The 25,860-nt window shown below is 62.8% G+C and carries 26 protein-coding genes and 1 tRNA gene; 10 read left to right on the top strand and 17 right to left on the bottom strand.

Annotated features, from left to right (window positions below):
- Nucleotides 1-6 precede the first annotated feature (6 nt).
- The 13 genes from KHO33_RS09865 to KHO33_RS09925 form a co-directional block, all read right to left on the bottom strand.
- On the bottom strand, nucleotides 7-1,203 hold the full coding sequence (locus tag KHO33_RS09865) for a beta-ketoacyl-[acyl-carrier-protein] synthase family protein (protein ID WP_200564681.1): 1,197 nt from the start codon (nucleotides 1,201-1,203) through the stop codon (nucleotides 7-9).
- Complete coding sequence (locus tag KHO33_RS09870) at nucleotides 1,200-3,611, bottom strand: MMPL family transporter (RefSeq protein WP_200564682.1); 2,412 nt, start codon at nucleotides 3,609-3,611, stop codon at nucleotides 1,200-1,202. Before KHO33_RS09870 ends, KHO33_RS09865 begins: the two co-directional genes overlap by 4 nt.
- The gene (locus tag KHO33_RS09875) at nucleotides 3,611-4,294 is read right to left on the bottom strand and encodes an outer membrane lipoprotein carrier protein LolA (protein ID WP_200564683.1); all 684 of its coding nucleotides are present in this window, start codon (nucleotides 4,292-4,294) and stop codon (nucleotides 3,611-3,613) included. Before KHO33_RS09875 ends, KHO33_RS09870 begins: the two co-directional genes overlap by 1 nt.
- Entirely contained in the window at nucleotides 4,282-4,713 is a 432-nt protein-coding gene (locus KHO33_RS09880; protein ID WP_054037286.1) for an acyl-CoA thioesterase, read from the bottom strand. Before KHO33_RS09880 ends, KHO33_RS09875 begins: the two co-directional genes overlap by 13 nt.
- A complete protein-coding gene (locus tag KHO33_RS09885; protein ID WP_200564684.1) occupies nucleotides 4,710-6,317 on the bottom strand; it encodes an HAL/PAL/TAL family ammonia-lyase in 1,608 nt (535 codons plus the stop codon). Before KHO33_RS09885 ends, KHO33_RS09880 begins: the two co-directional genes overlap by 4 nt.
- A complete protein-coding gene (locus KHO33_RS09890; RefSeq protein ID WP_200564760.1) occupies nucleotides 6,304-8,073 on the bottom strand; it encodes a glycosyltransferase family 2 protein in 1,770 nt (589 codons plus the stop codon). Before KHO33_RS09890 ends, KHO33_RS09885 begins: the two co-directional genes overlap by 14 nt.
- Entirely contained in the window at nucleotides 8,073-9,791 is a 1,719-nt protein-coding gene (locus KHO33_RS09895; RefSeq protein ID WP_200564685.1) for an AMP-binding protein, read from the bottom strand. Before KHO33_RS09895 ends, KHO33_RS09890 begins: the two co-directional genes overlap by 1 nt.
- Entirely contained in the window at nucleotides 9,788-10,450 is a 663-nt protein-coding gene (locus KHO33_RS09900; protein ID WP_200564686.1) for a COG4648 family protein, read from the bottom strand. Before KHO33_RS09900 ends, KHO33_RS09895 begins: the two co-directional genes overlap by 4 nt.
- On the bottom strand, nucleotides 10,450-10,701 hold the full coding sequence (locus tag KHO33_RS09905; RefSeq protein ID WP_054037292.1) for an acyl carrier protein: 252 nt from the start codon (nucleotides 10,699-10,701) through the stop codon (nucleotides 10,450-10,452). Before KHO33_RS09905 ends, KHO33_RS09900 begins: the two co-directional genes overlap by 1 nt.
- 2 nt (nucleotides 10,702-10,703) lie before the next feature.
- On the bottom strand, nucleotides 10,704-11,003 hold the full coding sequence (locus tag KHO33_RS09910) for a phosphopantetheine-binding protein (RefSeq protein ID WP_054037294.1): 300 nt from the start codon (nucleotides 11,001-11,003) through the stop codon (nucleotides 10,704-10,706).
- Nucleotides 10,978-11,772, bottom strand: a complete 795-nt coding sequence (locus KHO33_RS09915; RefSeq protein ID WP_200564687.1) for a 1-acyl-sn-glycerol-3-phosphate acyltransferase — start codon at nucleotides 11,770-11,772, stop codon at nucleotides 10,978-10,980. The genes KHO33_RS09910 and KHO33_RS09915 overlap by 26 nt, the downstream gene beginning before the upstream one ends.
- Nucleotides 11,756-12,520, bottom strand: a complete 765-nt coding sequence (locus KHO33_RS09920) for a beta-ketoacyl synthase chain length factor (protein ID WP_200564688.1) — start codon at nucleotides 12,518-12,520, stop codon at nucleotides 11,756-11,758. The genes KHO33_RS09915 and KHO33_RS09920 overlap by 17 nt, the downstream gene beginning before the upstream one ends.
- Before the next feature lie 703 nt (nucleotides 12,521-13,223).
- Nucleotides 13,224-13,922 (bottom strand): DUF4136 domain-containing protein, encoded by a 699-nt coding sequence (locus tag KHO33_RS09925; RefSeq protein WP_200564689.1) that lies wholly within the window; start codon nucleotides 13,920-13,922, stop codon nucleotides 13,224-13,226.
- A gap of 242 nt (nucleotides 13,923-14,164) precedes the next feature.
- On the opposite strand from KHO33_RS09925, the gene pepN reads away from it, so the two are divergent.
- From pepN to KHO33_RS09950, 5 genes are all read left to right on the top strand, one after another.
- Nucleotides 14,165-16,861 carry an aminopeptidase N gene (gene pepN, locus KHO33_RS09930; RefSeq protein ID WP_200564690.1) on the top strand — a complete coding sequence of 899 codons (2,697 nt, stop codon included), beginning with the start codon at nucleotides 14,165-14,167 and terminating at the stop codon, nucleotides 16,859-16,861.
- A gap of 196 nt (nucleotides 16,862-17,057) precedes the next feature.
- Nucleotides 17,058-17,339: a type II toxin-antitoxin system RelE/ParE family toxin gene (locus KHO33_RS09935; protein WP_200564691.1), complete on the top strand. Its 282-nt coding sequence runs from the start codon at nucleotides 17,058-17,060 to the stop codon at nucleotides 17,337-17,339.
- Between the two features lie 16 nt (nucleotides 17,340-17,355).
- Nucleotides 17,356-17,811, top strand: coding sequence for a HigA family addiction module antitoxin (locus KHO33_RS09940; RefSeq protein ID WP_054037300.1), 456 nt, complete (start codon nucleotides 17,356-17,358; stop codon nucleotides 17,809-17,811).
- Nucleotides 17,812-17,933: 122 nt separating this feature from the next.
- On the top strand, nucleotides 17,934-18,950 hold the full coding sequence (locus KHO33_RS09945; protein WP_054037301.1) for a class 1 fructose-bisphosphatase: 1,017 nt from the start codon (nucleotides 17,934-17,936) through the stop codon (nucleotides 18,948-18,950).
- 55 nt (nucleotides 18,951-19,005) lie between these two features.
- Nucleotides 19,006-19,081: transfer RNA gene (locus KHO33_RS09950), tRNA-Thr, on the top strand.
- 116 nt (nucleotides 19,082-19,197) lie between these two features.
- On the opposite strand, the gene KHO33_RS09955 is transcribed toward KHO33_RS09950, so the two are convergent.
- On the bottom strand, nucleotides 19,198-19,398 hold the full coding sequence (locus tag KHO33_RS09955) for a hypothetical protein (RefSeq protein WP_054037303.1): 201 nt from the start codon (nucleotides 19,396-19,398) through the stop codon (nucleotides 19,198-19,200).
- A gap of 224 nt (nucleotides 19,399-19,622) precedes the next feature.
- Entirely contained in the window at nucleotides 19,623-20,534 is a 912-nt protein-coding gene (locus KHO33_RS09960) for a LysR family transcriptional regulator (protein WP_200564692.1), read from the bottom strand.
- A 128-nt stretch (nucleotides 20,535-20,662) separates the two neighbouring features.
- Here KHO33_RS09960 and KHO33_RS09965 point away from each other — a divergent pair, with 128 nt between their 5' ends.
- The 3 genes from KHO33_RS09965 to KHO33_RS09975 all read left to right on the top strand — a co-directional run bounded on the left by KHO33_RS09965 (nucleotide 20,663) and on the right by KHO33_RS09975 (nucleotide 23,321).
- Nucleotides 20,663-21,778, top strand: a complete 1,116-nt coding sequence (locus tag KHO33_RS09965) for an aldo/keto reductase (RefSeq protein ID WP_200564693.1) — start codon at nucleotides 20,663-20,665, stop codon at nucleotides 21,776-21,778.
- Nucleotides 21,779-22,289: 511 nt separating this feature from the next.
- On the top strand, nucleotides 22,290-22,439 hold the full coding sequence (locus KHO33_RS09970) for a hypothetical protein (protein ID WP_028200145.1): 150 nt from the start codon (nucleotides 22,290-22,292) through the stop codon (nucleotides 22,437-22,439).
- 285 nt (nucleotides 22,440-22,724) lie between these two features.
- Nucleotides 22,725-23,321, top strand: coding sequence for a chorismate mutase (locus KHO33_RS09975; RefSeq protein WP_200564694.1), 597 nt, complete (start codon nucleotides 22,725-22,727; stop codon nucleotides 23,319-23,321).
- A gap of 107 nt (nucleotides 23,322-23,428) precedes the next feature.
- Here the strand turns inward: KHO33_RS09975 and KHO33_RS09980 are convergent, their stop codons facing one another.
- Nucleotides 23,429-24,583, bottom strand: a complete 1,155-nt coding sequence (locus KHO33_RS09980) for an exonuclease domain-containing protein (RefSeq protein WP_054037309.1) — start codon at nucleotides 24,581-24,583, stop codon at nucleotides 23,429-23,431.
- Between KHO33_RS09980 and KHO33_RS09985 the strand changes: the two genes are divergently transcribed.
- Nucleotides 24,582-24,857, top strand: coding sequence for a hypothetical protein (locus KHO33_RS09985; RefSeq protein ID WP_200564695.1), 276 nt, complete (start codon nucleotides 24,582-24,584; stop codon nucleotides 24,855-24,857). The genes KHO33_RS09980 and KHO33_RS09985 overlap by 2 nt on opposite strands.
- A 77-nt stretch (nucleotides 24,858-24,934) precedes the next feature.
- On the opposite strand, the gene KHO33_RS09990 is transcribed toward KHO33_RS09985, so the two are convergent.
- Nucleotides 24,935-25,138 (bottom strand): cold-shock protein, encoded by a 204-nt coding sequence (locus KHO33_RS09990; protein ID WP_054037310.1) that lies wholly within the window; start codon nucleotides 25,136-25,138, stop codon nucleotides 24,935-24,937.
- A gap of 449 nt (nucleotides 25,139-25,587) precedes the next feature.
- Between KHO33_RS09990 and KHO33_RS09995 the strand changes: the two genes are divergently transcribed.
- Nucleotides 25,588-25,836 (top strand): hypothetical protein, encoded by a 249-nt coding sequence (locus KHO33_RS09995; protein WP_054037412.1) that lies wholly within the window; start codon nucleotides 25,588-25,590, stop codon nucleotides 25,834-25,836.
- Nucleotides 25,837-25,860 lie beyond the last annotated feature (24 nt).

Here is a 25,860-nt window from a genome sequence, read left to right on the forward strand (position 1 = left end):
CGCGCATCACCGTCCAAGAATCAGGCTGACATTGCTGCCGCCGAACGCAAACGAATTGCTCATCACGTACTGCGGTCCCGCGCCTTGCGGCAGAAAGCGTTCGGTTTCGACCAGGTCGAGCACCGGCAACGCGGGATCTGCCTCACCGTCCCACAGATGACGCGGCAGCGGCACGGCTTGCGCCCCATTCGCGCCCGCTAGCGTCAGCCAGGCGAAGGCGAGTTCGGTCGCGCCTGCCGCGCCGAGCTGGTGACCCGTCAGCGGCTTGGTGCCGCTCGTCGCCACGCCGTTGGGGAAGACACGCGCCATCAGCTTCGCTTCCATTTCATCGTTCTTGCGTGTGGCAGTCGCATGCAGATTCACGTAGCCGATGGCCGACGATGCGACGCCCGCATCGGCCAACGCAGCTTGCAACGCCAGTTCGCCGCCCACACCTCGGGGGTCCGGCGAGGAAATATGGTGCGCATCGCTCGATTCGCCGACACCCGCGAGCCGTACCGCCGCTTCTTCGCGGCTCATCAGAAACACGGCTGCGCCTTCGCCGACGTTGATCCCGCTGCGATTACGGCTCATCGGATTGGTGCGCACGCCGCTGGTCGATTCGAGCGAGGCGAAACCCTGCACCGTCAACTCGCACAACGAATCGACGCCCCCTACCACCACCGCGTCGCACAGCCGCAATTGCAGCAAACGGCGCGCCGACGCAAAGGCCTTCGCGCTCGAGGTGCAAGCGGTCGAGATCGTGAAGGCCGGACCGTGCACGCCGAGCGCGGCGGCGGCGAAGGGCGCGGCGGTGCCGATCTCCATCTGCCGGTAATTGAAGTTTGCAGGCAGGTTGCCCGCTTGCGCCTGATAGACGAACGCGGCTTCGGCCGCTTCGATACCCGACGTGCTGGTGCCGAGCACCACGCCGATCCGATGCGCGCCGTAACGCTCGCGCGCCGCGTCGACAGCGGGTGCGATCTGCGTCAGCGCGGCCAGCAGCAAGCGGTTATTGCGGCAGTCGTAGCGTGCGAGCCCGGCAGGCGGCGCCAGATCGAGCGGCGCGAGCACGCTGCCGACAAACGCTTCGCCAATGCCCGTATGCGCATGCGCCATACCGGGTGCGTGACCGGCGATAAGCGCCGGGACGATTGCATCGAGGTCGCCGCCGAGCGCATTGATCATGCCGAGCGCGTGCAAATAAACTGATGGCGCCTTCATGCGGCCCTCCTTGATTCCGATGGCATGCCGATCGGCGCGAGCAGCACCGATACGAGGATGCCAAGAGCGAGCGTGGCGCCGAAACTCTTCAGCGCAGGCATCGCGCTCATACCGAGCATGCCGAACGACAACAGCGTGGTGGCCGACGACAGCAGCACACCGGTCCACACAGCGCCGAGATCGGCGTCCGCGCGCAGGCAGCCTTCGCGCAGAAACACCGCATAGTTTGCGCCAACGCCGAGCACCAGCATCAGCGCGAGCCAGTTGAACAGATTGAGCGGCACGTGAACGTAGCCGAACACCGCGAGCGTGACGACGACCGCGAGCAGCACCGGCAGCGTCACGGCAATGCCACCGCGCGCGCGGTAGCGCAGCATCAGCAGGACGAGTACGAGCGCGAGCGCACCGCCGAGCCACCACCCGCTATCCACGCGATACGCGCCGAACAGCTTCGAGACGCTCGCCGCCTTGTCGACGAATACGACGCCGGGCAGCGCCTGCGCGGTGGCGATCAGCGCAGGTTCGTTCTGCGGCGTCACGCCCTGCGGAATCACGACCGCTGCATACGCTTTGGTCGCCGAATCGACTTCACCCAGCCACAAATGCCTGTAGGGCTGCGACCACGGTGCGGCGAGCCACGTCTCGACCGTAAGCAGCGGCTGCGGTTTCGCATACGCGGCGAGCCAGGCATCGGCGACTTCGTCTTTAAAGCCCGCCTGCAGCAGCGTGGCACGCAACGCCGCGGGATTGTTGAATACGTGCTGCGCAAGCAATGCACGGTCTGCGTTTTGCTGCTTCGCGGACGGCACGAATTGCGCCACCGACTGATAGCTGCCCACCTTGTTCGCGGTCCCGTTCAAGCCGTCGAGCTTCACGCCCAGCGCTTCGGCGCGTTGCAAGACAATTTCCGGCGTCTCGCCGCGCACGACAAAAAACTGCGCGCTGTTATCGACACCCACCGCCGCGCGCACCTTGTCTTCCTGCGCGACCAGCGAAGGATCACGCTGGATCAGCAGATGGATATCGTCGTCGCTCGTCAGACGCAACCAGCCGGGAATCGCCACGATCAGCAATAGCGCTGCGACAAACCACGCCCGCTTGCCGCCGATCGTGCGATGCCAGACCGTCAGCAGACGCGCCGCACCGGCGAACAGGTGCTGCGGGCCGCGCTTCGGCGGCCGCGTGAGCAGCGCGGGCAACAGCCACAGCACAGAGGCATACGCCGTCACAATGCCCGCCATCGCGAAGCACGCAATCTGCTTGAGCGCGGGGAACGGCACCCACGTGAGGATCGCGTAGCCGAGCAGGCTGGTGGCAAGCGCGACCGTCAAGGCCGGGCGCACGGCACGCGCGCCACGGCGCGAATCCCAATCGCGCTCCGCGCCGAGATAGACCACGAAATACTGAATCGAATAATCGACCGCTTCGCCGATCAGGCTCGCGCCGAACACCAGCGTCAACAGATGCAATTGACCGAACACCAGCATCGTCACCGCGAGCGCACAGACGATGCCGAGCGCCGTCGAAACGAAACCGAGCAGCAACAGGCGCGGGGAGCGGAACACCCACATCATCAGCAACGCAATCCCGCACAGCGACGCGACGCCGATCAGATGCACCTCATGTTCCGATGCGCTGCGTGCCGACTCCGCGTAGAACACCGCACCGGTTCTCGCCACCGTCACGTCAGGGAACGCCTGCTTCAGGCTGCTTTCACCTTGCGCAAGCGCGGCAAGCACGGCGTGCTGCGTCTTTGATTCGTAGGCCGAGCCCGGTAGCGTGGCGACGATCAGCACGCTGGTCGCACTGCCGCGATGCGACACCAGCATGTTGTCTTCGAGTTCGAGATTCGACGTGGCGAGCGGCAAGCCGCCGAGCCAGTGTTCGAGCCAGCCGAACGGATCGTCGGCGAGCGGCGTGGTCAGGCCGCCGCGCATTGGGCTGTAGATGCGCTGTGCGAGTGCGTCGTACAGCATGGGGCTTGCAGCATTGCTCCGCGCGAGTGCTGCGCGGTCAACGGGCGCCAGCAAACCGAACCGATACGGCATATACAACGCGGCGATCTGCGACAGATCGAACGGCGGCAACTCCGCCGTCACCGAGCCGAACGCCCCGCTCTTCTGCAACGATGCGCCGAGTTGTTTCGCTGCCGCTTTGGCGTGCGCGTCATCGTTGCTGGTGACCAGAAAAACGGTGCGGTCGCCCAGCGCACTTGCGAGCGTATCGACCGCTTTCTCGGCGACCGGATCCGCTTCCGTGGCAGGCAGCAACGCCAGCAGATTGGTCTGCAGCGGCGAAGGTCCCGCGAAACGCCACCCGCAATACAGCGCTGCGGCGAGCGCGAGCAGCAGCCACGCGGCGCGCATGCCCCACGCCTGTTTCGCGGACCGCTGTTGCAGCACCTGCATTACGGCGCTCCGAGCAGGCTACGCTCAGCAGGCGTTGGTTCGCTCACCGCAGCGCTTTTCGCAAAGTCGAGTTTCGTGATGTCGCCGTTCGCGAGCGTGATCCGCAAGCTTTGAAGATAGTCGCCGCCGTTCATTTGCAAGCCTTTGATCGACTGCGCGATCTGCGGCTGGTTCGGCGTGAGTTGCATGCGCCACTGCGCAGCGCTGCCTTCGGCCTGCACGTCGAATTGCGAGTACAGCGCCGACAGGTCGCCGCCCAGCATCGCGCGCATCATCTTCGAAACCTGCGCGACGCCGCGTGTGCCCTGGGCACTGTGAGCCGTCACGCGCTGGCCGTTGGCATCGACTTCGGCGACGCCCGCGTCGGTAATCACATAGGTGGCTTTGTACGGCGTGTCGATCTGCCAGATCACCCCACGATCGCGGAAGAACAGCAGCGAACCCGTGCTGACGAGCGGTTGCTTCATCGCGGCGAGCGTTTGCGTTTGCGTGAATTGCGCGCGAACACCCTTGGCCTGGGCGAGATGCGAGGCGATCTGCGAGACGAGTGCCGGGTTGCCGGCGGGCTGTGCGGTTTCAGCCGCAGACGCCGCAGCCGGCCATGCTGCCAGGCTGGATACGCTTAGGGTGCCTAGCGCGAGCAACGCTACCGCTGCCGCGCCGCGCGAGTTCATCGTCCCCATACACGCTCCAGCTTTTCGAATACGACGGGCGGCGACACGAACTGCAATTCCTGCGTCGCGGCATCGACCGCGACCTGGATCGTGTAGCCCTTCGTCAATCGCGTACCGGATGCGCCGTCGACAATTTCATAGCCTATTTTCAGGCGGTTCTCGTGTTCGAGCAGTTGCGTGCGCACTTCCAGCGCCTGGCCGTAAGTAGCCGGACGTACATACTTCAGATGCGCCTCGACGATCGGCCACAGGTAACCCGATGCCTGCATCTCGCGGTAGTCGTAGTCGAACGTACGCAGGAGCGCCGCGCGGCCGATCTCGAAGTACTTCAGATAGTGGCCATGCCAGCACACGTTCATCGCGTCGACGTCGTGAAACGGCACTTCGACCATCGCGCTGGCCGTCAGCACTTTAGGGGAGCCGCTCATGCGTTCGGGCCTCCGCGATAGTCGTCCAACAGATCGCATGCGGCGATGCGCGCAGTCAGCGCGCGCAGGTCGCTTTCCAGCGCGCGGTCTTCGTCGACGAACGGCGATTGCGCTGTCACGCTATCAATAAAGGCTTGCAGCGGCGCGGGAACCGGCGTGGTGCTGTCGATCTTCAAGCGCAGGCGCGCGGCTTGCACAGTCGCCAGCGTATGCGCGGCGGCAACCTGTTCGGTCAACTCCAGCACGCGCAAACAGTCGCGCGCGGCGATCGTGCCCATGCTGACCTTGTCCTGATTGTGCGCTTCGGTCGAACGCGAGAACACGCTGGCGGGCATCGTGTTCTTTAACGCTTCGGCCGTCCACGCGGACGACGAAATCTGCACGGCCTTGAAACCGTGATTGATCGCGGCGCGCGCGGGGGCCGCACCCGACAGGTTGCGCGGCAAGCCGTTGTTGAAATTCACGTCGACCAGCAGCGCGAGCTGCCGGTCCATCAGATCGGCGAGATTGGCGACCGCGACTTTCAGCGAATCCATCGCGAACGCGATATGGCCGCCGTAGAAGTTGCCGCCGTGCAGCACACGCTCGTTGTCGGGGTCGATCAGCGGATTGTCGTTCGCGCTGTTCAGTTCGTTCTCGACATCGCGGCGCACCCACGACAAGGCATCGCGCGCAACGCCGATCACATGCGGCGCACAGCGAATCGAATAGCGATCCTGCAGACGATGTCCCGGCGTATCGTCGCGTCCGCTCAGATCGTCGCGAATCCATGCCGCGGCTTCGGCCTGGCCTGCATGCGGCTTCACTTCGAACAGCATTGCGTCGAAGTGTGCGGCGCGGCCGTCGAGTGCAACGGTTGAGAGCGCGGTAAGACGTGCAGTGAGGCGCGTCAGATGATCGGCACGCGCAAACGCGAGACAGGCGAGGCCTGTCATCACCGCGGTGCCGTTCATTAGCGCAAGGCCCTCTTTCGGCGCGAGCGTCAGTGGTTCGTGACCCAGTTCGGTCCAGACCTCGCGCACGTTGCGCAGGCTGTCTTCGAACATCACATCGCGTTCACCCGCGAGCGCGGCGGCCACATACGAGAGCGGCGTCAGATCGCCGCTTGCACCGACCGAGCCTTCCGACGGAATGCGCGGCAACACCCGATGATTGATCAGATCGGCAAGGCGTTCGAGCAACACCGGGCGCACGCCGGAGAAACCGTAGGCCAGCGAGTTGAGTCGCGCGGCGATCACCGCGAGCGTTTGCGCGTCGTCGAGATACCGGCCCATGCCGCAGCCGTGGTAACGCGTCAACTGCAACGGCAAGGCTTCGACGAGTTCCATCGGCACGTCGACCACGCACGCGTCGCCATAGCCGGTGTTGACGCCGTACACGGTCGCGCCCGACGCCAGATGCCGGCGCAGAAAGTCCGCGCCGCGCTGGATGCGCGCACGCCACGCCGGATCGGCGCTCAACGCAACCGGTGCGCGATGGTGGGCGATCGCAACGACTTCTTCGATCGTCAGCTTGCGGCCGCCAATCGTTACCGCTGCCGCGTTTGCACCCGCGTTCTCACTTGCGCTAACGTTCGGCGCCTCGATCAGATCATGTTCGGCCATGTGTGCCTCGCTTGGGGCTGGCCCAGAAATCGAAGAAATTGAACCATTGATAAGGTGCCTTGCGGCAATAGTGTTCGAGGCGCGCCGCGTAACGCTGCGCCCACGCGGCAAGATGCTGCGCGCGTTCGCGGCGCGGCAACTCGATGCGCTCGGCGAACGGTTCGAAATACAGACGATAGCCGTCGCGCTCTTTCAGGCAGAAGAACAGATAGACAGGGCAGCCCAGCGCATGCGCGAGCACGTAGGGGCCTTGCGCGAATGGCGCGGTCGAGCCGAGAAATTGCGCTTCGGTCGTGCGGCCCGCTTCATGGGCCGGCACGCGGTCGCCGACGATCACCAGCAGCTCGCCCGCGTCGACGCGCTCCTGCATCATCATCGCGGTCTCAGGGCCGAAGTCACTAACCTCGAGCAGATGCCGCGCGAACTGGCTATTCGCCGACGCCAGCACGCTATTGAAGCGCCGCGCGTGTTCGGTGTAGACCACGGCAGTGACTTTCGCGTAGGCGCCCTGCGCGGCGAGCGCGCGGGTCATTTCCAGATTGCCGAGATGCGCGCCGATCACGAGCGCCCCTTTGCCGCTTGCCACCAATGCCTCGAATGCCGAAGGATCTTCGAATTTGACGTCGGCGTTGTTGACACGACCGGACCACGCCGCGAGCTTATCAAAACCCGATTGCGCGAACGCCAGCATGTGGCGATAGGCGGACAGCCAACCCGGGCGCGGCGTATCGCCGTGCGGTGCGGCCGCGCCAAGACGCGTGAAGTAGTTGCTCGACGCCTCGCGTGCAGCGCGGCCCGTCAGCAGAAAATACGCGACGATCGGATGCAGCCAGAGCGCGGTGAAACGGCGGCCGAATAGCTTGCAACTGAGGGCGAGCAAGGACATGCCCAGATGGCTGCCGCGTTCGGCGATGCGCCACCAGTCCTGGGGGCTTTGTTCGTTTTGTTCAGCGTGCTGGCCGGGTTTGTTCTGGTCGCTCTGCTTGAACGCCTCACTCGCGATCGCCGAACGGCGTGGCATCACTTTGTGCGCGAGCAGCATCGGCAAACGCCACAGCATGCCGAACACGAGACGCGTGTGGCTGCGGCTGATGCGCACGTTGTCCCACAGCACGTCGAAATGCGAGACGCCATCGCTTGCGTAGGTGACGCGCGTCGGAATCGAGCGGAACGCGGCGCGCCGCCAGTACAGACGCACGAGAATTTCGATGTCGAAGTCCATGCGCGTCGGCAGTTGCACGCTGTCGATCAACTCGCAAGCAAGCGCAAGCGGATACAGACGGAAGCCGCACATCGAATCGCGGATCGTCAGCGAAAGCGTTTCGATCCACACCCACACGTGTGTCAGATAACGGCCGTAGAGGCGCGATTTCGGCACGCTCTCGTCGTAGACCGGGCGGCCGAGGATCACCGCGCCCGGTTCGGCAAGCGCTGCTTCGATAAACCGCGGCACGTCCGTCGCGTCGTGCTGGCCGTCGGCGTCGATCTGCAGAGCGTGCGTGTACTCGGCGGCGCGCGCGGCGCGCAGTCCCGCCATCACCGCCGCACCCTTGCCGCCATTGACCGGCAAGCGCAGCAGCGTGAGCTGCCCTGCGTATTGTTGCGCGAGCGAAGCGAGCACCTGCTGGGTCGCCTCATCGCTGCCGTCGTCGACGACAAAGATCGGCAAGCGGTGCACCGCGAGATGGGCAACGGTCGCGCCGATCGCGTCCTTGTGGTTGTAAATCGGAATGACGATGCAAGGAGCGAAGCGCATCATGCAGGCTCCCGATACACGATCACACCGGACGCGCATTCACGCCCGCTCAGCCGGTACGCGAACTGCACGCGGCCACGTGCGGCGTCGTGTGCGAGCGTGAGATTGAGTACCGCGCCTGGCGGCACCGGCGCCATGAACTTGAGACGATCGACCGACGCCAGCGTGCGCACAGCGGGCACGTGTTCGGCCGCCAGATGCATGGCCCAGTGAACCTGCACGACGCCCGGCAGAATCGGCAGACCGGGGAAGTGGCCGGCGAAATGCACGAGCGTCGGCGGCACGCGCAGTTCGTAGTGCAGCGTCTCGGCACTGCGGGCTTCGGCGAGCACTTCCACGCCGTCCGCGCGCGGCTCGAATGCCGCCGCGACGGCGGCCACCGGCAGTTTGCCGCGCGCGTCGAACGGCAACGTGAGGCGGAAACGCCAATGACGCGGCAGCACCACCACATCGAAATAGGCAGCAAGATGTCGGCGCAAGGTGTGCGCGAGTTGCACGCGGCCTTCGTCGCGCAATGCCTCGCAGCCGGCTTCCGTCAACGCCACGACGGCGCCGACGCGCTCGCGCGAGGCGCCTTCCAGCGGCACGATCGCCGCTTGCGCGACATAGGGATGCAGCGCGAGACGCGCTTCGAGCTCCGGCAACGACACACGCTTGCCATCCAGCTTGAGCACGCGATCGAGGCGGCCTTGCAGGCGGAAGCGGCCATCGGCATCGAACGCGATTTTGTCGTCCGTGCGATGCCAGCCAGTGTGATCGAGATGCGGCGAGCGGACATTCAGCGCGCCGTCTTCGTCGCGGCGCACTTCAATGCCGACGACCGGCTGCCAGGCATCGGTCTGATCCTGACGACGCCATGCGATGCCACCGGTTTCCGTACTGCCGTAGATTTCGAGCGGCGCAGCGCCATAAGCGGCGGCGTATTCTTGCGCGGCTTCCAGGGCGAGCGGGCCGCCCGAAGAAAAGAATGCGCGCGGCGCCGGCGTCAACGCGGCGAAACCAGGCAACGCGGGCCAACGCGACAATTGCGCGGGCGTCGAGACAACCACCGTCGCGCCGCATTGTTCGATCTGCGTTTGTAGATGCAAAGGCTCGATGCTAATCGTGCGGTCGAACGCGCGGCCCGCCGCAAGCGGCCACAACACGCGAAACAGCAAACCGTAGATGTGATGATGCGGCACGCTCGCGAGCATCGTCGCATCGCCGACCAGAGCACCCCACTGCTTTTCGAGCGTGTGCACTTCAGCGTTGAATTGCGCGAGGGTCTTGCGGATCGGCTTGGGGGCGCCGCTGCTGCCGGAGGTGTAGAGCGTCAACGGAGCTTGCGGGTCGATCATGTGCGAAGTGTCTGGCGTGCGCGTGGCATCGGCGTAAGCGTCTCGCGCATCTTCTCGCACACCGCGCGGCAGATCGGCGTCGGTCAGCACCGCGTCGTACGCATCGGCCAGATCGGCGAGATAGCCCGGCGTCGCGTTGGCCGGAATCACAGGCTCCTTGCCGCACGCGAACAGCGCAAACAGTGCACAGGCGAAATCGAACGGATCATCGATACACAATGCGTAGCGGCGCGCGTCTTGCGTTTGCATCAGCGTGACCAGCGCCGACACGCGCGCGCGAAACGCTGTGCGGTCGAGCACCGTCGCGCCGTCGCGGCACACCGGCGCATTCACGACGGCGGCACCATGGCCCGCCGACAACAGATCGTGCAACGCAATCATGCCGCCTCCGAACGCGCGGCTCGCGGCAGCACCACCAGATAACGCCAGATGACCTCGGCCACCAGCAGCACGCCGATTAACCCATAAGCGATCGCGCCGTTATAGAGCGACCAGTTAGCACGGCTCCAATACAGCGCCGTATAAGCGGAAAACGCGCCGTTCAGCGCGAAGAAAACGCACCACACCTGGGTCACGCGCCACGTATGACGCACGGCGCCAGGCGGCAGATTCGGATTGCCCAGCCGCGCGAATTTTTCGATCATCGAAGGCCCACGCACCAGCGTCGCGCCGAACGCGATCAGCAGACCCAGATTGACGAGCGACGGATAGAGGCGCAGCAGTAACTCGCTGTTGGTGAACACGATCGCCGCCGAAGCGCAGCTCAGCAAGCCGACCACGGTCCAGTCGATGGTGGAGAGCCGGCGCAGCGAGGTCGCGACCGGACCGCTGCCGGCCCAGCGTTGCAGCCACAGAATCGCAAACAGCATGCAGCCGACATAGCGCGGCGTGTCCCAGCGCCAGGCGCACAGAATCAACGCGGGATACGCGAGTTTCAGCAGGACCTGCACCGCCGTTTTGGCCCAGTGGCGCTCAGTGCCGGGCGATGCCTCGGCGGGCCGGCTCGCCGCCGCTTGCATTCGCGAGCGCACGGATGGCATCAGCCTTGTGCCGCCAGCAGGGATTCGACCGCACCGATCACATCGCCGACCGTGCGCACCGACTTGAATTCTTCCGGCTTGATGCGGCGCCCGGTCATTTCCTGCAGTTTGATCGCGAGGTCGACGGCGTCGATGCTGTCGAGATCGAGGTCTTCGAAGAGATGCGCGTCAGGCGTCACGCGCTCCGGCTCGATCGCGAAGTTCTCTTTGAAGATGGCGCGGATGCGTTCAAGAATCTCTGCCTCGGTCACGATTAATCCCCTTTTCTTGTGGTTTCGTTCACAGCATGCGCCGTTTCGCGTTGACTCGCGACCAGCGCGGCCAGCGTGCTGATCGAGCGGAAGTGCTCGCGGGTGCGTTCGTCGTTCGCGGCGATGGTCAGTTGGTATTGTTTGCGCAGCACGATGCCGATCTCGAGCGCGTCGATCGAGTCGAGACCGATACCGTCGGTATCGAACAACGGGGCGTCGTCGTCGATATCGGCCGGGCTCAGGTCTTCCAGATCGAGGGCCTCGATCAGAAGCTGTTTAATTTCCAGTTTTAAAGAATCCATAATCGAACAGGTGCTGAGTAATGTGAGCTTCGATGGCGCTGGTCACGCTGCGCGCCGCGAGAGACGGTGAAGTGTCGTGGTCGGCGAGTTGCTCGACGCCAAGCGGCTCGAGCACATTCACGCGGATCCGGAAAGCGCGCGCCGGCACGTCGTACCAGCGCATCTGCTTGGTGAACGCCGGCGGATCGCAGTCCATCAGCACCGGCACGATCGGCGCGCCGACCTTCAACGCCATGTGCGCGAATCCGCGCGAAAACGCGTGCAGCCGGTTCGGTGCGGGGCTGCGCGTGCCCTCGGGAAAAATAATCATCGTGTAGCCCGCTGCCAGCTGACGCGCGCCGGCTTCGACGAGCTCCGACGGATCGGCGTTGCTCACATACTCCGCCGAGCGCACGATCCCCCAGAAACACGGGTTGCCCCAGTGCGCGTTTTTCACCACGCAGCAGGCACGCGGCGTGAGCGACAACAACACCATCACGTCCAGATACGTCGGGTGATTGGCGACCACGATCGCCGGGCCGCCGGCGCGCAATGCCTGCCCACCCGATACCTCGAGTTCCATCACGCCGACGCGCTGCAACACCGCGACCAGCGCGCGGAAAAACCAGTGAATCACGGTCGTCACCATGCGCTGACGCGACGCCCGGTGCGGCCACAGCCACGCGAGCGGGAACACCAGCACCGAAAACAGCACGCCGCAGATGCCGAACACCACGAAGGCCATGCCTGTCGCGCAGAACCGCCAAACGTAATCAAGCCGCGCGTTCATGCCACCTCCAATGCCAGGCCGCGCCGGCGCCTTGCCAGACGGCGGCCCTACCCGTTTCCAGACAGTGCTGCAGCGCCTGGCTCTGGGTCGCGAAACTTTCTTCCGTGCTTGTCTCGGCACCAGCCTCCGCAGTTGCAATATTTCCCGCGTCTGCGTGATTTGCCTCCTGCGCGGCCAGGGCTGCCTCCTCACCCGCGCCGGACAACGTGCAGACCAGTTGCCCCGTAGTCGCCTCGCCGTTCAGCAGGATCGCGATCGCGCCGCCCTGCACTTCGTCTTCAATCGTGCCGTACGCCGGATCGGCCGGTTCGTCAGCGTACACCAGCAATACCGGTGCCCCGGGCTGCGTTGCGTATTGCGCATACGCTTCCAGCAGCGCATAGCCGAGCGTCTCGGCGCCGGCCGAGATCGCGCTGGCAGCGGAACGGTCGCCGCGCGCGATGCCGAACACACCGGTCATGGCGTTCAGCACCGACAGGCTAAAGGCGGTCGGCGAGACCGGCTCGCCCGCGCTAATAGTACGCAGAATGTCCGTGGTGCGCCGCAATTCGCCGTGGCGCGACGCGAACACGACCCGGACCTCGTCTTGCGCCACGCAGTCGTGCGCGACCTTCAGGGCGACTTTGGAGAGCGTGCTCAGGCGACGCCGCACGATCGGCTCGATAAAGCCGATGTCGGGTGCGGCAGATGCGGCAGCAGGCCAGCTAGACCAGCGAGCGACCGGAATGGTCCAGTGCAGATCGGGCATATCGGTGTTCGCGCGTAGAAGCGAGGAGAGGCTGAGGGCGCCTGACGGAATACGCAGCCGTCACAGCGTATGCGCGCCGCGCGGAACGACAATCTCCAGCCGGGGGTCAATCCAATCTTCTTATATAGGGTTCAGCGATTTAACGGCACTTGGCCCCGATTATTTAGGCGCCTGTGCCGATTAGTCTGATGGATTGACTCAGGCTCCCTGTGGTCGCCGGAATCATACTGAATATTGTGGATTAAATCAGCCACAAAAGACGTATCTATCTGTATCCGTATCGCGGGTGCGACGGATCCCTGGACAACGTCAAAATATAAGCCTGGCGGCCCTTGCACGTCCGCGAGCAGCCTGCAAAGCCGCCTGCAGCGAGCCCCATGGGCCAGATGGGCGCTCGCGCATCCGCGAATAGACGCGAATACTTTCATTTAGCTTTCCAAACATGTGTTTCGTTTCGGAACACTTCAATGCTTCGGCGCCGCTCTGCTGAGTTAGATACCGCGCGTCTTTCAAATCTCGAGCGCGACTTACGGATGCTTACCGCAGCGCCATTTTTGCCAGATAGCGGCAGCGGCTTTCGGCCAAAAGTACGCTTCGCGCGGGCTGCAAAACAGAACGGCCCGACAGGATGACCTGCCGGGCCGTTTTTGTTGCGCCGCAGCGCATGCTGTTCGCCGCGCCGGCGTAGTGCTTATTGCACGATCTATTGCACGACCTTCGCACCCGGCGCAGAAGCCGGTGCGGCCGCGGGCGCGGCGCCCGTCGTCGCGACTTCGTTCGGGACCCCACCGTTCTTGTCGACGGGAAGCTTAACGGTATGAACCACGCCGTTGCCGAGCGGGAAGTCAGCCAGCGCGCTGCGCGCCAGATACGGCATGGCCCGCACCAGCGACGATTCTTCGTCCGAGTTGCGCGCCGTTACGTTATAGACCTCTTTGCCGCTGGCGCGCTCGGTGATCCGCACGCCGAGCAGGTGAGTGAAGATCGGATAGCTCTGGTTCACATAGGCGGTCGGAAACGCGCCCCACGGACCCCACGGATCGAACGGCCGGCCCCAGTAAGGCGCCGGCCAGGGGTTGTAATACACCGGCTGCGCGACCGTCACCATGTCCGAGCGAATCCCGTACGAGAGCCCGACCAGATAACGCGCCTGGGACGTGTCGACCTGACGGAACGCATGCGTGGCAAGCTCATTGCCGACGAGGCGCTCGTAGGTGGTGAGTTCGAGATTGTTCTGCTGATCCCCCGCCCGCGTGAAGGCATAGGTACGGGTGGCGTCGTTGCCGCTCCAGTCGGAGAACGCCGTGACCTGGGAGGTCACGTAGCTTGTGCAGCCGGACAGCAGCACCGTCAGCGTCGCCAGCAGCAGCGTCGCGCGACGGGTCCATCGATTAACGTTCATGGTCTACCTCTTAATGCCTTTAGTTTGCTTCTGGATTGTTAGCGCTGCGCCTGTCACCACGCGATTTCAACGACGCGTTGGCCTTTTTTATTCCACGCGCGCGCCGATAATACGCTGACCAGGCGAATCGGTAAAAAGTTCGAGCCGCACAATCCGCCGAGCCTTTGTACAATGGCTCGACAAGCCCGGCTCGCGCGCCATAAGCACGCTTGACGGCTCGAGTCCCATCACTACAGAACGCCATGGCCGATACCGCAACGCCCAATGTGATCCGCCGCGCCGATTACGCGCCGCCCGCCTTCCTGATCGACACCGTCGCACTGGAGTTCGATCTGATCCCCGAACGCACCGTCGTCAGGAACACGATGCGGGTGCGCCGCAACCCGGACGCCTCCCGCGCCGCGAATTTCGAACTGATGGGCGAACAACTCGAGTTCGTCAGCGCCACGATCGACGGCGCCCCATTCGTCCACGCGCATGCGCACGAACACGGCCTCACGCTCGACAACGTGCCGGATAACTTCGAGCTCACGCTTACCAGCATCTGCAATCCGGCGGAAAACACCACGCTGTCTGGCCTGTATGTGTCGGGCGGCAACTTCTTCACGCAGTGCGAGGCCGAGGGCTTTCGCCGCATTACCTACTTCCTCGACCGCCCCGACGTGATGGCGACCTTCACGGTCACGCTCAGCGCGAGCAAGACCGACTATCCGGTGCTGCTGTCGAACGGCAATCTGCTCGAAGAAGGCGATCTGCCGGACGGCCGCCATTTCGCCCGCTGGGAAGATCCGTTCAGGAAACCGAGCTATCTTTTCGCGCTGGTCGCGGGCAAGCTGGTCGCGCTCGAAGAACGCGTGAAGAGCGGCTCGGGCAAGGAAAAGCTGCTGCAGGTGTGGGTCGAACCGCACGATCTGGACAAGACCCGTCACGCCATGGATTCGCTGGTCAACTCGATCCGCTGGGACGAGTCGCGCTTCGGCCTGGAGCTGGATCTGGACCGCTTCATGATCGTCACGGTGAGCGACTTCAACATGGGCGCGATGGAGAACAAGGGGCTCAACATCTTCAACACGAAGTACGTGCTGGCGAACCCCGAAACGGCAACTGATACGGACTTCGCGAACATCGAGGCGGTGGTCGGCCACGAGTACTTCCACAACTGGACCGGCAACCGCGTGACGTGCCGCGACTGGTTCCAGCTGAGCCTGAAAGAAGGCCTGACGGTGTTCCGCGATCAGGAGTTCTCGGCCGACATGGCGGGCGGTGCGACCGATGAAGCCGCGCGCGCCACCAAACGCATCGAGGACGTGCGCGTGCTGCGCCAGATGCAGTTCGCCGAAGACGCGGGTCCGATGGCGCACCCGGTGCGCCCGGAAAGCTACGTCGAGATCAACAACTTCTACACGATGACGGTCTACGAAAAAGGCTCCGAAGTCGTGCGGATGTATCAGACGCTGTTCGGCCGCGACGGTTTCCGCAAAGGCATGGACCTGTACTTCAAGCGTCATGACGGCCAGGCTGTGACCTGCGACGACTTCCGTCACGCGCTCGCTGATGCGAACGGCCGCGATCTCGCTCAATTCGAACGCTGGTACAGCCAGGCCGGCACGCCGCGCGTGTCCGTGCGCACGCAATACGACGCCGCGCAGCAGCGCTACAGCGTGACGCTCACGCAAGGCTACGGCGATACCGCCCCGGCCGCGCGTGAAACGCAAAAGGGCCCGCTGCTGATTCCGTTCGCGATCGGTTTGATCGGCAAGGACGGCCACGATCTGCCGTTGCAGTTGGAAGGCGAAGCCCGGGCGTCGGACGCCACCACGCGCGTGCTGGAATTCACGCAGACCGAACAGACCTTCACGTTCGTCAACGTCGCGCAGGAACCTCTGCCTTCGCTGCTGCGCAATTTCTCGGCGCCGGTGATCGTTGAATACGACTACTCGGCCGATCAGCTCGCGTTCCTGCTCGCGCACGACAGCGATCCGTTCAACCGCTGGGAAGCCGGTCAACGACTCGCCACGCGCGAGTTGCTGACGCTCGCCGGGCGCGCCACAACCGGCGTGCCACTGCAACTCGACGACTCGGTGGTCGCGGCGTTCGCCCGAGTGCTGACCGACGAGTCGCTCTCGCCCTCGTTCCGGGAACTGGCATTGATGCTGCCGTCGGAAGCGTATCTGGCTGAACAGATGGCCGAATCGAATCCGGCTGCCGTACACGCCGCACGGCAGTTCGTACGCAAGCGCCTCGCGAATGCGCTCAGGAAGGACTGGCTTGCCGTGTACGAAAAGCACCGCACGCCAGGTGCGTATGAAGCGACGCCGGAGGCTTCCGGTCATCGTGCGTTGAAGAATCTTGCGCTGTCGTATCTCGCGGAACTGGACGATCCGGCTGAAGCCGTGCGTCTTGCATCCGCGCAATACGACGCCGCCAACAACATGACCGACCGCTCGGCGGCGCTCTCGGCATTGCTCAATGCGTCGGCGGCGAACGGCGGCAGCGTTGAGGCGCAGCAGGCGCTGGACGACTTCTACCGGCGCTTCGAAAAGGAACCGCTCGTCATCGACAAGTGGTTTGCCTTGCAAGCCACGCAGCGTGGCAGCGCGCAGCGTCCGGTGATCGAGATCGTGCGCAAGTTGATGGCCCACCCGGCGTTCAACCTGAAGAATCCGAACCGCGCGCGCTCGCTGATTTTCAGCTTCTGCGCTGCGAACCCCGCGCAGTTCCACGCCGAAGACGGCTCGGGCTATGCGTTCTGGGCCGAGCAGGTGATCGCGCTCGACGCCATCAATCCGCAAGTGGCCGCCCGCCTCGCCCGCTCGCTGGAACTGTGGCGCCGCTTTACGCCGACGCTGCGTGACGGCATGCGCGCGGCGCTGGAGAAAGTAGCGTCGCAGGTGAAGTCGCGCGACGTGCGCGAGATCGTGGAGAAAGCGTTGGCGTGACGATCGCCTGACAGCGCTTTACGCAGCGAAAAGCCGGCACGTGTTGCCGGCTTTTTTTCGTCCTCAATTTCGCGATGAGGCGATGTGCGGACGTCAACGTTAGCCGTCTGGACGACTATTCGTATCGGCTCGGCAAGGTGAAAGTAAACGCATTCATTTAACGGTTTACGTTTAACGCATTGCGTTATATCATCCCATGATCACGACATTCGGCGACAAGGCCACGGCAGCAATCTTTCAGGGCAAGTTCGTGCATTCACTGCCACTTCATATGCAGGCGCTCGCACGCCGCAAGCTGCTCATGATCGACGCCGCGAGGTCCATCCGCAACTTGCACGCGCCGCCGGGCAACCGGCTCGAATCCTTGCAAGGCCAGCGCAGCGGGCAGTGGAGTATTCGCATCAACGCACAGTGGCGCATCTGTTTTCACTTTGTCGACGGGGAGGCGCTGAATGTCGAAATTGTCGACTATCACTGATTATTGGGAGACCGGCATGGTCATCAAACGCTCCGATCTGGGCAGCATCGATTTCTCCGACATCAGCACCGGCGAAAGCATCCCGGAAATCCACCCCGGCGAGATTCTGCGGTGCGAGTTTCTCGAGCCGCTCGGCATGTCCGTCAACGCGCTCGCCCTTGCGCTGCGCGTACCGGCGCCGCGCATCAACGACATCGTGCGCGGCAAGCGCGCCATCTCGGCTGACACCGCGCTGCGGCTCGAACGCTACTTCGGCGCGAGTGCGCAGTTCTGGCTGAATCTGCAGATCGCCTACGACCTGCGGGTTGCCACCGCGGCGGCTGGCGAACAGATCGAGCGCGAGATCGAACCGATGCCCAAGGCGAACCGCCCCAAAATGCCGAAGGTCCCGGCCGAACACGCCCGTGCCGCGGCGCTTGCCACCCATGTGGCCGGCCATGTCACGGCCATCAAGGCTCGCCGCAAAGCCTGAATTTCGCGCGCCTTTATAGCGCCAGGCAAGACCGGCGCACGCCCTCGTATCTCAAAAGCACGGAACCGACACAGCGAGCGGTTAAAATCGAGACATTCCCTAAGCCTTCCCGGAGTACAGCAATGGCTTTGCAACGTCGTACCACTCTCACGAAGTACCTGATCGAGCAGCAGCGCGAAACCAACAACCTGCCGGCCGACCTGCGCCTTTTGATCGAAGTCGTCGCGCGCGCGTGCAAGGCGATCAGCTACCACGTCAGCAAGGGCGCGCTGGGCGATGCGCTCGGCACGGCAGGCAGCGAGAACGTTCAGGGCGAAGTGCAGAAGAAGCTCGACATCCTGTCGAACGAAATCCTGCTCGAAGCGAATGAATGGGGCGGCAACCTCGCGGGCATGGCGTCCGAGGAAATGGAGCAGTTCTTCCCGATCCCCGCCAACTACCCGAAGGGCGAATACCTGCTGGTGTTCGATCCGCTCGACGGCTCGTCGAACATCGACGTCAATGTGTCGATCGGCACGATCTTCTCGGTGCTGCGCTGCCCGGACGGCCAGCAGCCCACCGAACAGTCGTTCCTGCAACCCGGCACGCAGCAGGTCGCGGCAGGCTACGCCGTCTACGGCCCGCAAACCGTGCTGGTGCTGACCACCGGCAACGGCGTGAACTGCTTCACGCTCGACCGCGAACTGGGTTCGTGGGTGCTCACGCAAAGCGACATGCGCATTCCGGTCGAAACGCGTGAATATGCGATCAACGCGTCGAACGAACGCCACTGGTATCCGCCGGTCGAGAAATACATCGGCGAGTTGAAAGACGGCAAGGACGGGTCGCGCCAGAGCGACTTCAACATGCGCTGGATCGCGTCGATGGTGGCTGATGTGCACCGTATCCTGAACCGCGGCGGCATCTTCATGTACCCGGCCGACAAGCGCACGCCGGACAAGCCAGGCAAGCTGCGCCTGATGTACGAAGCGAACCCGATGGCGTTCATCGTCGAGCAAGCTGGCGGCGCCGCGACCAATGGCGAGAAGCGGATTCTGGACATTCAGCCGAAAAGTCTGCACGAACGTGTGGCGGTGTTCCTCGGCTCGAAGAACGAAGTCGACCGCGTCACGCGCTACCATCTCGAAACAAAAAAGTGACCGCGGGGGCTTGCCAAGTTCCTGAAGAAGTCCCTATAATCTCGTTTCTCCTGATGCCGGAATAGCTCAGACGGTAGAGCAGCGCATTCGTAATGCGAAGGTCGGGGGTTCGATTCCTCTTTCCGGCACCACAAGATTCAAGCAAAAAGCCCAGTCCTCGTGACTGGGCTTTTTGCTTTTCTGTTGTCGGTTTTCAACGCGGTTCTCGCTTCAACCGGCCGTCACAACGATCAACGGTAGCACCCCTTCAGCCGCCAAAATCCAATCGGTCGCTTCGCGCGGTCACGCCGAGATTGCGAACGACAACCGCATCTTCAACGATCACGTTCTCAGCCGGCTTTGTGCCATATGCCAACACGGCTTCTTGCGGCGCCGACGAAAACCACGTGATCCGGCCGGCGCACTCGATACCGACCTGACGTCCTTTCCAGTAGACAGCGTTTTCCATGGCGAACTCTCTGAAGGGCGAAGACAGCCATCTTCCGCGCCGGTGCCGGCGCTTCCGTTATCCACCGCACCTTGTGCCGCAGATAGTCGCTTCAATGATAGTCGGCGGCACGATCGAGGCGAACGACAAAGCAACGGCAGTTGCAGACACTACCCGGGGAGAGCCGCACGGCAACCCGTCCTACGCAACGATTCGCAGCCTGAAGTTGCAGCAACACGCGAGGTCTATCGGACTTCGCGCTTCTCCCGTAGGAAATCAATCAGCGCACGTAACTTGAACGGCATTTGCGCACGGCTCGCCGTGTATAGATAAAAGCCCGGAAAGCTCGGACACCACGCGTCCAGCACGCGGACCAAGCGGCCGTCTTCGAGTTGCTCGTCCACGTAGTCGTCGATCACGTGGAGGAGACCGACGCCCTGCTCCGCCGCCCGCACCATCGTGCGCAGATCGTTGGTGACGAGACTCCCGCGAGTCTCGACTTCGAACACACGCGACGGATCGTCAGGCTGCGCGAACTCCCATCGATAGATGCCGCCGCTAGTCGAGAAACGGTAACGCAGGCAATCGTGAGCGGCGAGATCGGCTGGCGTCGCCGGCGCTGGGTAACGTTCGAAATAGGCCGGCGAGCCGGCTACGACAATGCGGATGTCACCGCCCAACGGCACCGCCACCATATCCTGCGCGACCCGTTCGCCGAGCCGGATGCCTGCGTCGAAACCTTCGCCCACCACGTCAGCAAAACCATCGTCGAGTGTCAGATCGAGACGGATCTGCGGATAGCGGCGTGTGAACTCGGCCAGATGCGGCAACACCAGCAGCTCGCTTGCGACCCTCGGCAAATTGATGCGCAGTGTGCCGGCGGGCTGGTCGCGGGTTTCATCGAGCGCCTCGAAGGCCGCCTCCAGTTCACCCAGCGCAGGCAGCACGCGCGCGAGAAACTGCGCGCCAGCCTCCGTCAGGGCGACACGCCGGGTGGTCCGGTTGAACAGGCGCACATTCAACTGAGTCTCGAGCGAACGAATGCTCTGAGACAACGCCGACGCCGTCACGCCGGTTTCCGCAGCCGCGTGCGTGAAGCTGCCGTGGCGCGCCACGCCCGCGAATGCCATCAACGCCGGCAACTGAGCTGGGTCCATCGCGGTCTCCATTATTAAGTCGGACTTCACAATCCTTGCAGACAGACGGCATTTTTCCAAGTAAAGAATCGGCGCACGATAGCGCCATCGATTCAACACTTCCCGCCTCACCGCTCAAGGAGACTGATATGACGATGAACCGCTACACCTTGCTCGGCCGCTCGGGCCTTCGCGTGAGCCCGATCGCACTCGGCACGATGACCTTCGGCACGGAATGGGGCTGGGGCGCCGACGAGCAATCGGCGCAACGCCTGTTCGATCTGTACGTGGATGCCGGCGGCAACTTCGTCGACACCGCCGATCTGTACACCGAAGGCACCAGCGAGAAATGGCTCGGCAAATTCGTCGCGGCGCGCGGTCTGCGCGACCGGCTCGTGATCGCCACCAAGTACGGCTACAACGCCGAAACCGGCAATCCGAACGCTGGCGGCAACCATCGCAAGAATCTGCTGCGCGCGCTCGACGGCTCGCTCAAACGTCTGGGCACCGACTACATCGACCTGTACTACCTGCACACATGGGATCGCGTCACGCCGGTAGACGAAGTAATGCGTGCGATGGACGAGGCCGTGCGCGCGGGCAAGATCCTCTACGTCGGCCTGTCGGATACGCCCGCGTGGTTCGCCGGGCGGGCGCAGACGCTGGCCGAATGGCGCGGCTTCGAACCGGTCGCGGCGATGCAGCTCGAATACTCGATGATCGAGCGCAACGCCGAAAACGAGTTCGCCGATCTCGCCGCCAATCTGGGCATGGGGCTCGTGCCGTGGAGTCCGCTGGGTATGGGCGTGTTGTCGGGTAAATACCGTCCTTCGCAAGGCGGGACGGCGAGCGCTGTTTCCGGCGACGGGCGCCTTGCGAGCATGGCCAGCGCGCCGCCGCCGGGATTCGACAAGCTGACCGAGCGCAACTTCCGCATCGTCGCGGAACTGGAGGCCGTCGCGAATCTCGCGGGGCGGCCGATGGCGCAAGTTGCGCTGAACTGGCTGCATCACAAGCGCGGCGTGTCGAGCATCATTGTCGGCGCGACCCGGCCCGAGCAGTTGCAGGAGTCGCTCGGCTCGCTCGATTTCACGCTCGCGCCGGAATTGATCGCGCGGCTCGACGCTGTCTCGGAACCGGCCCGTCCATTCCCGTACTACATGTTTGCCGACGGACATCAGGCGCGGATTCATGGCCAGGTCGAAGTCGCCGACAAACCTGCGGCCTACTCCGCACCCGTGACAATTCCGGCGCAGAACGCGTAAAAATCGTCCATCTCGAGCGCCGCGCTTCGTCTGGAGCGCGGCGTTTTTTTATTTGCAAAAAATATCCGGAAAAGTATTCCCATTCGTCAACGAAGTCGCGCAATCGTTCGTTTACAAACGATTAGGGGCTGAATGAACGCGCTGAACCAATCGGTAATAAACGAACGTTCGGACTAACGCGGAGAAAATCCTTCCGATGCGGCAGTGCACAAAAACACGGTGATTTGTTCATATCAACGGATGTGAACGGGTAATGCTGTGGTGCAACAGAGATAATGCGCGGAAGGTGCGCTGGGCAAGGCTGGGACGGGAACGGTGGAGATATCGGACTGTTTTTGATTGGCCGCGGCAAATTCAGTCATGCGCAGTCAACCGGTAAATTCTATTCAAACATTCCGTTCCAATGTCGCGCTGTACCGTTAAAGCAACACACAACATGCGAGCCGCATCAGACGCTGGTGTAAAACGGGGACCGAGGCAGATAATCGGTTTGTAATAAAGGAGAAAGATCATGGATGCCAAACCACCGAAGATTCCGACCCCGGATAAAGTTTTTAGTCCGGATCCGGAACCCGCTGGCGTCGAGTTTCTGGGTGCCGAACTGCCTGAGCATGTTCGCGCATTTTTCGACGAACAACGTAAGTCGTGCGACTCGAAGTAATTGTGCAGTGGCGCGATGCAGCTTCAGCGTCCGCGCGTCCGGCGCGCGGCGAAGAGTCGCACGCACCCCTACGATTGTCGTTTGCCGCTTTCGCGGCGCGGGTTACGCCTGCTTGATTGCGACGCCTGGTTGATGTGGCCCGGCGCACTGATAGCGCTCGTCTCTGATAGGCGCTTTTAAATATCCCAGTAGTTTGCTTTCCGGTCGTTCAGCGCGCCCGCTTGATCCGCGCATCGTTTATTCTTCTGGTTTTTCTTCCGCCGCCACCGGCCACTCCCGCCTTCCATGAATCGCTCGTATCGCTTCGTCGCGTCATGCGCGCTCGCGCTGTTCACTGCGCTTGCGCTCGCGCCCGCCCCAGCCGTCGCGGATGGCGACGACACCGCTCTCACCAGTCTGATCGCACTGGCTTCGCAACGTCTCGCGCTCGCGGAACCCGTTGCGCGCTGGAAGTGGGCGAACCACCAGGCAATTACGGATACCCCGCGTGAGAATGCATTGCTCGCCGACGTCGAAAAGCGCGCCGTTGCTGCGAACGTCGATCCAGCGTTTGCGCGCGCCTTCTTCCAGGATCAGATCGACGCCAGCAAGGACGTGCAAAACGCGCTGTTTGACACCTGGCGCGGCACGCGGCCGCCTGAAGGCCCTGCGCCCGACCTCGCTAGCAGCACGAGGCCGCAATTGGACCGGCTGACGCAGTCACTCGTGGCCGGACTCGCACGGGTGCAACCGCTGCGCACGGCGCAGGATTGTCCGTCCCGTGTGGCGCAATCGCTTGCAAACTGGAAATCGCTGACGCGCTATGACTCGGCCCATTCGAGCGCGTTGACGCACGCTCTCGGCCATGTGTGCGAAGCGGGTGGAGTTGGTGCGACGGGCTGATCGGTTGGTGCGGTCGAACGAGGTCTGAGACTCCGACCGATCGGCCGCTCTCAGGTGAGAATTGAACCCGTCCTGAAGAGCGGGTTGTTGCACAAACAAAGCCCGCGTTAAGCCAGACTCGCCACAGGTGTACCGCTGGAAACGCTCAAGGGCATCACGCGTAAGCCGCGCGCCAGATGGCTTTGCAGAAGACGATAGGTCGACAGTTCGAACGCGCCGCCCGAGCTCGACGCATGCAGCTCCGCCGCCTGGGCGAGCGAAGGAGCATGCCCAAGGTAACGCCACCGGTCGACAACATGAAAAGCGCGCGCGTGCGACGCCTCTTCACGCTCCTCAAATACGATCGGACCTTCGAACGGCCAGGGCGCATCCACCGGATCGCTCTTCAAGACGCGCGGCACCCGGTTATGGCCTGGACGCAGCGTTGCGATCCATTGCGCCTCTGCGAGCATGGCGCCCAGCTCGCCACCGGTCGCGCGCCACTCGACACGCCGTACTTGTTGCGCGAGCCGTACGTCCTTCGACGAACGCCGCTCACCCGTCAAGTGCGAACGCAGCCGCTGGCGCACACGCACGCTTCGCCCGACATAGAGCGGCAGATCGCCTTCTCCATAGAACGCGTAGACACCGCATCCGGCCGGCGCGGTGTCGAGCAGATCTTCGGTGATGTCGCCTGCCAGCCGGTAGCGCCGCGTAGTGCGCTCGATCTGCGCCTGCAAAACGTCCGGCGGTACAAGACCGCCATGCAGACGTTGCCAGAACTGCCAGATCAGATCGGCGTCCGCGAGCGCGCGGTGACGATCGGACGGAACGAGACCATGACGCTCCACCAACGCGTCGAGCCCATGGCGCTTTTCCGCGGGAAACAAGGCGCGTGACAGGCGCACGGTGCATAACACATCCGGATCGAACGCGAGTCCGGCCCGCCGAAACTCCCCGCGCAGAAAACCGCGATCGAAACTGGCGTTGTGCGCGACGAACAGTTTGCCGTTCAGGCGCTCGAACAATGCCGGCGCGATGGCGTCGAAAGTAGGCGCGCCTCGCACCATCGCGTTCGTGATGCCGGTGAGTTGCTGAATGAAAGAAGGAATCGGTTGCTGAGGGTCGACCAGGCTGCTCCAACGCGACACGCCGGCCGGTCCTATTTCAACCACGCCGACTTCGGTGATGCGATGCTCACTGGTCGAGCCTCCGGTGGTTTCAAGGTCGACGAAGACGATCGGCACATCTAGGGCCGGTTGCGGCAGAAACTGTTCAGACATGGAAAGGGATACTTTGGACGCGTGGCTTTGCGGCAAGTATGCACCAGTTAGCCGCCGCGCACCCAGCCAGTATTGCTTTGCCCTGTCGCCGTGCGGCACAAAGACTGCATTCCTGCACGAACTGGGATTCGTTCATAAACCCGTTAATTATTATATTTTTATGCTGGCGATTTTAGATCCCAAGGCGAAATTTTACGCCCCCGATCTATACAAGAATAATTCGAACCAGGCAGTTAATCGTTTCTGTCGCGATGATAATAACGAATACCCGTAAAAAAAGCCTCCGCGTCTTGCGAAGGCTTTCCGGCGATCAGGCTGCCCGGCGACCTACGCGGAGCAGCGCGGTGCGGCTTACAGCGGTTGAATGTTCGCCGCTTGCTTGCCCTTCGGGCCTGCCTTGACCTCGAAGGAGACGCGCTGGCTTTCCTTCAACGACTTGAAGCCTTCGGTGCGGATCTCCGAAAAGTGCGCGAACAGGTCTTCGCCACCCGAATCCGATGTAATGAAGCCAAAGCCCTTAGCATCGTTGAACCATTTGACAATACCAGTTTCCATATTCCAGCTTCCCTCGAGGATTTATCAAAATCGGGGCATTGCCCTCAAACTGCATTTCTTGGCCATTTCATCCGCGATCGGGCATTTCTGAAGCCCTCAGCACCTTCACATCTGGCAATTGAAATTCAGCTTTGGTGTTATACGAGGAACGAAGAATCAACGTCAAGCGAATTTTTCATATTCACTTAGCACTTGGCGCGATAAGTCAATGCCAAATGAATCAGAAGAATTCTGACGACAGATTCAGCGAAAACAGGACGACTTTTCACGTCAATATTACTCACTCGATATCGGGCGCAAGCAATATCGGAAAAAATTTCGGCACACCCACGAGAATATGTAACAAAAGATGTTTTCAGTAAGTGTTTGTCCGAGTTGTTGCGCCGCACTCATGCCAGCATCATGGAAATCAGCACCGAAAAGTAATGAATGCGCGTCAGGAGATTGCCATGCTGTTCAATGAATTCCGGCGCTTCGTCGCCCGGCTCACCCAATCACACACAAAGACAGTTCCCGCGCAATCCGGGCCGGTCGCCACGTCACCCTCGGCCTTCGAGTTCGATCCCATGTGGCATGGGGACCACTGGCAAAATCTGCTCTCGTCCCCCATGGATGCGCGCCGCTATGTGATGGAAGACTGGAGCGTCTCGGCCGCAACCGACTGGAATGAAGTGGACGGTGCTGCGCCGGCTCACTGACTAACGCCCGCGAATCGGCAACCG

Origin of the sequence: Paraburkholderia nemoris (assembly GCF_905221015.1) — a bacterium.
Taxonomy (GTDB): domain Bacteria; phylum Pseudomonadota; class Gammaproteobacteria; order Burkholderiales; family Burkholderiaceae; genus Paraburkholderia; species Paraburkholderia nemoris.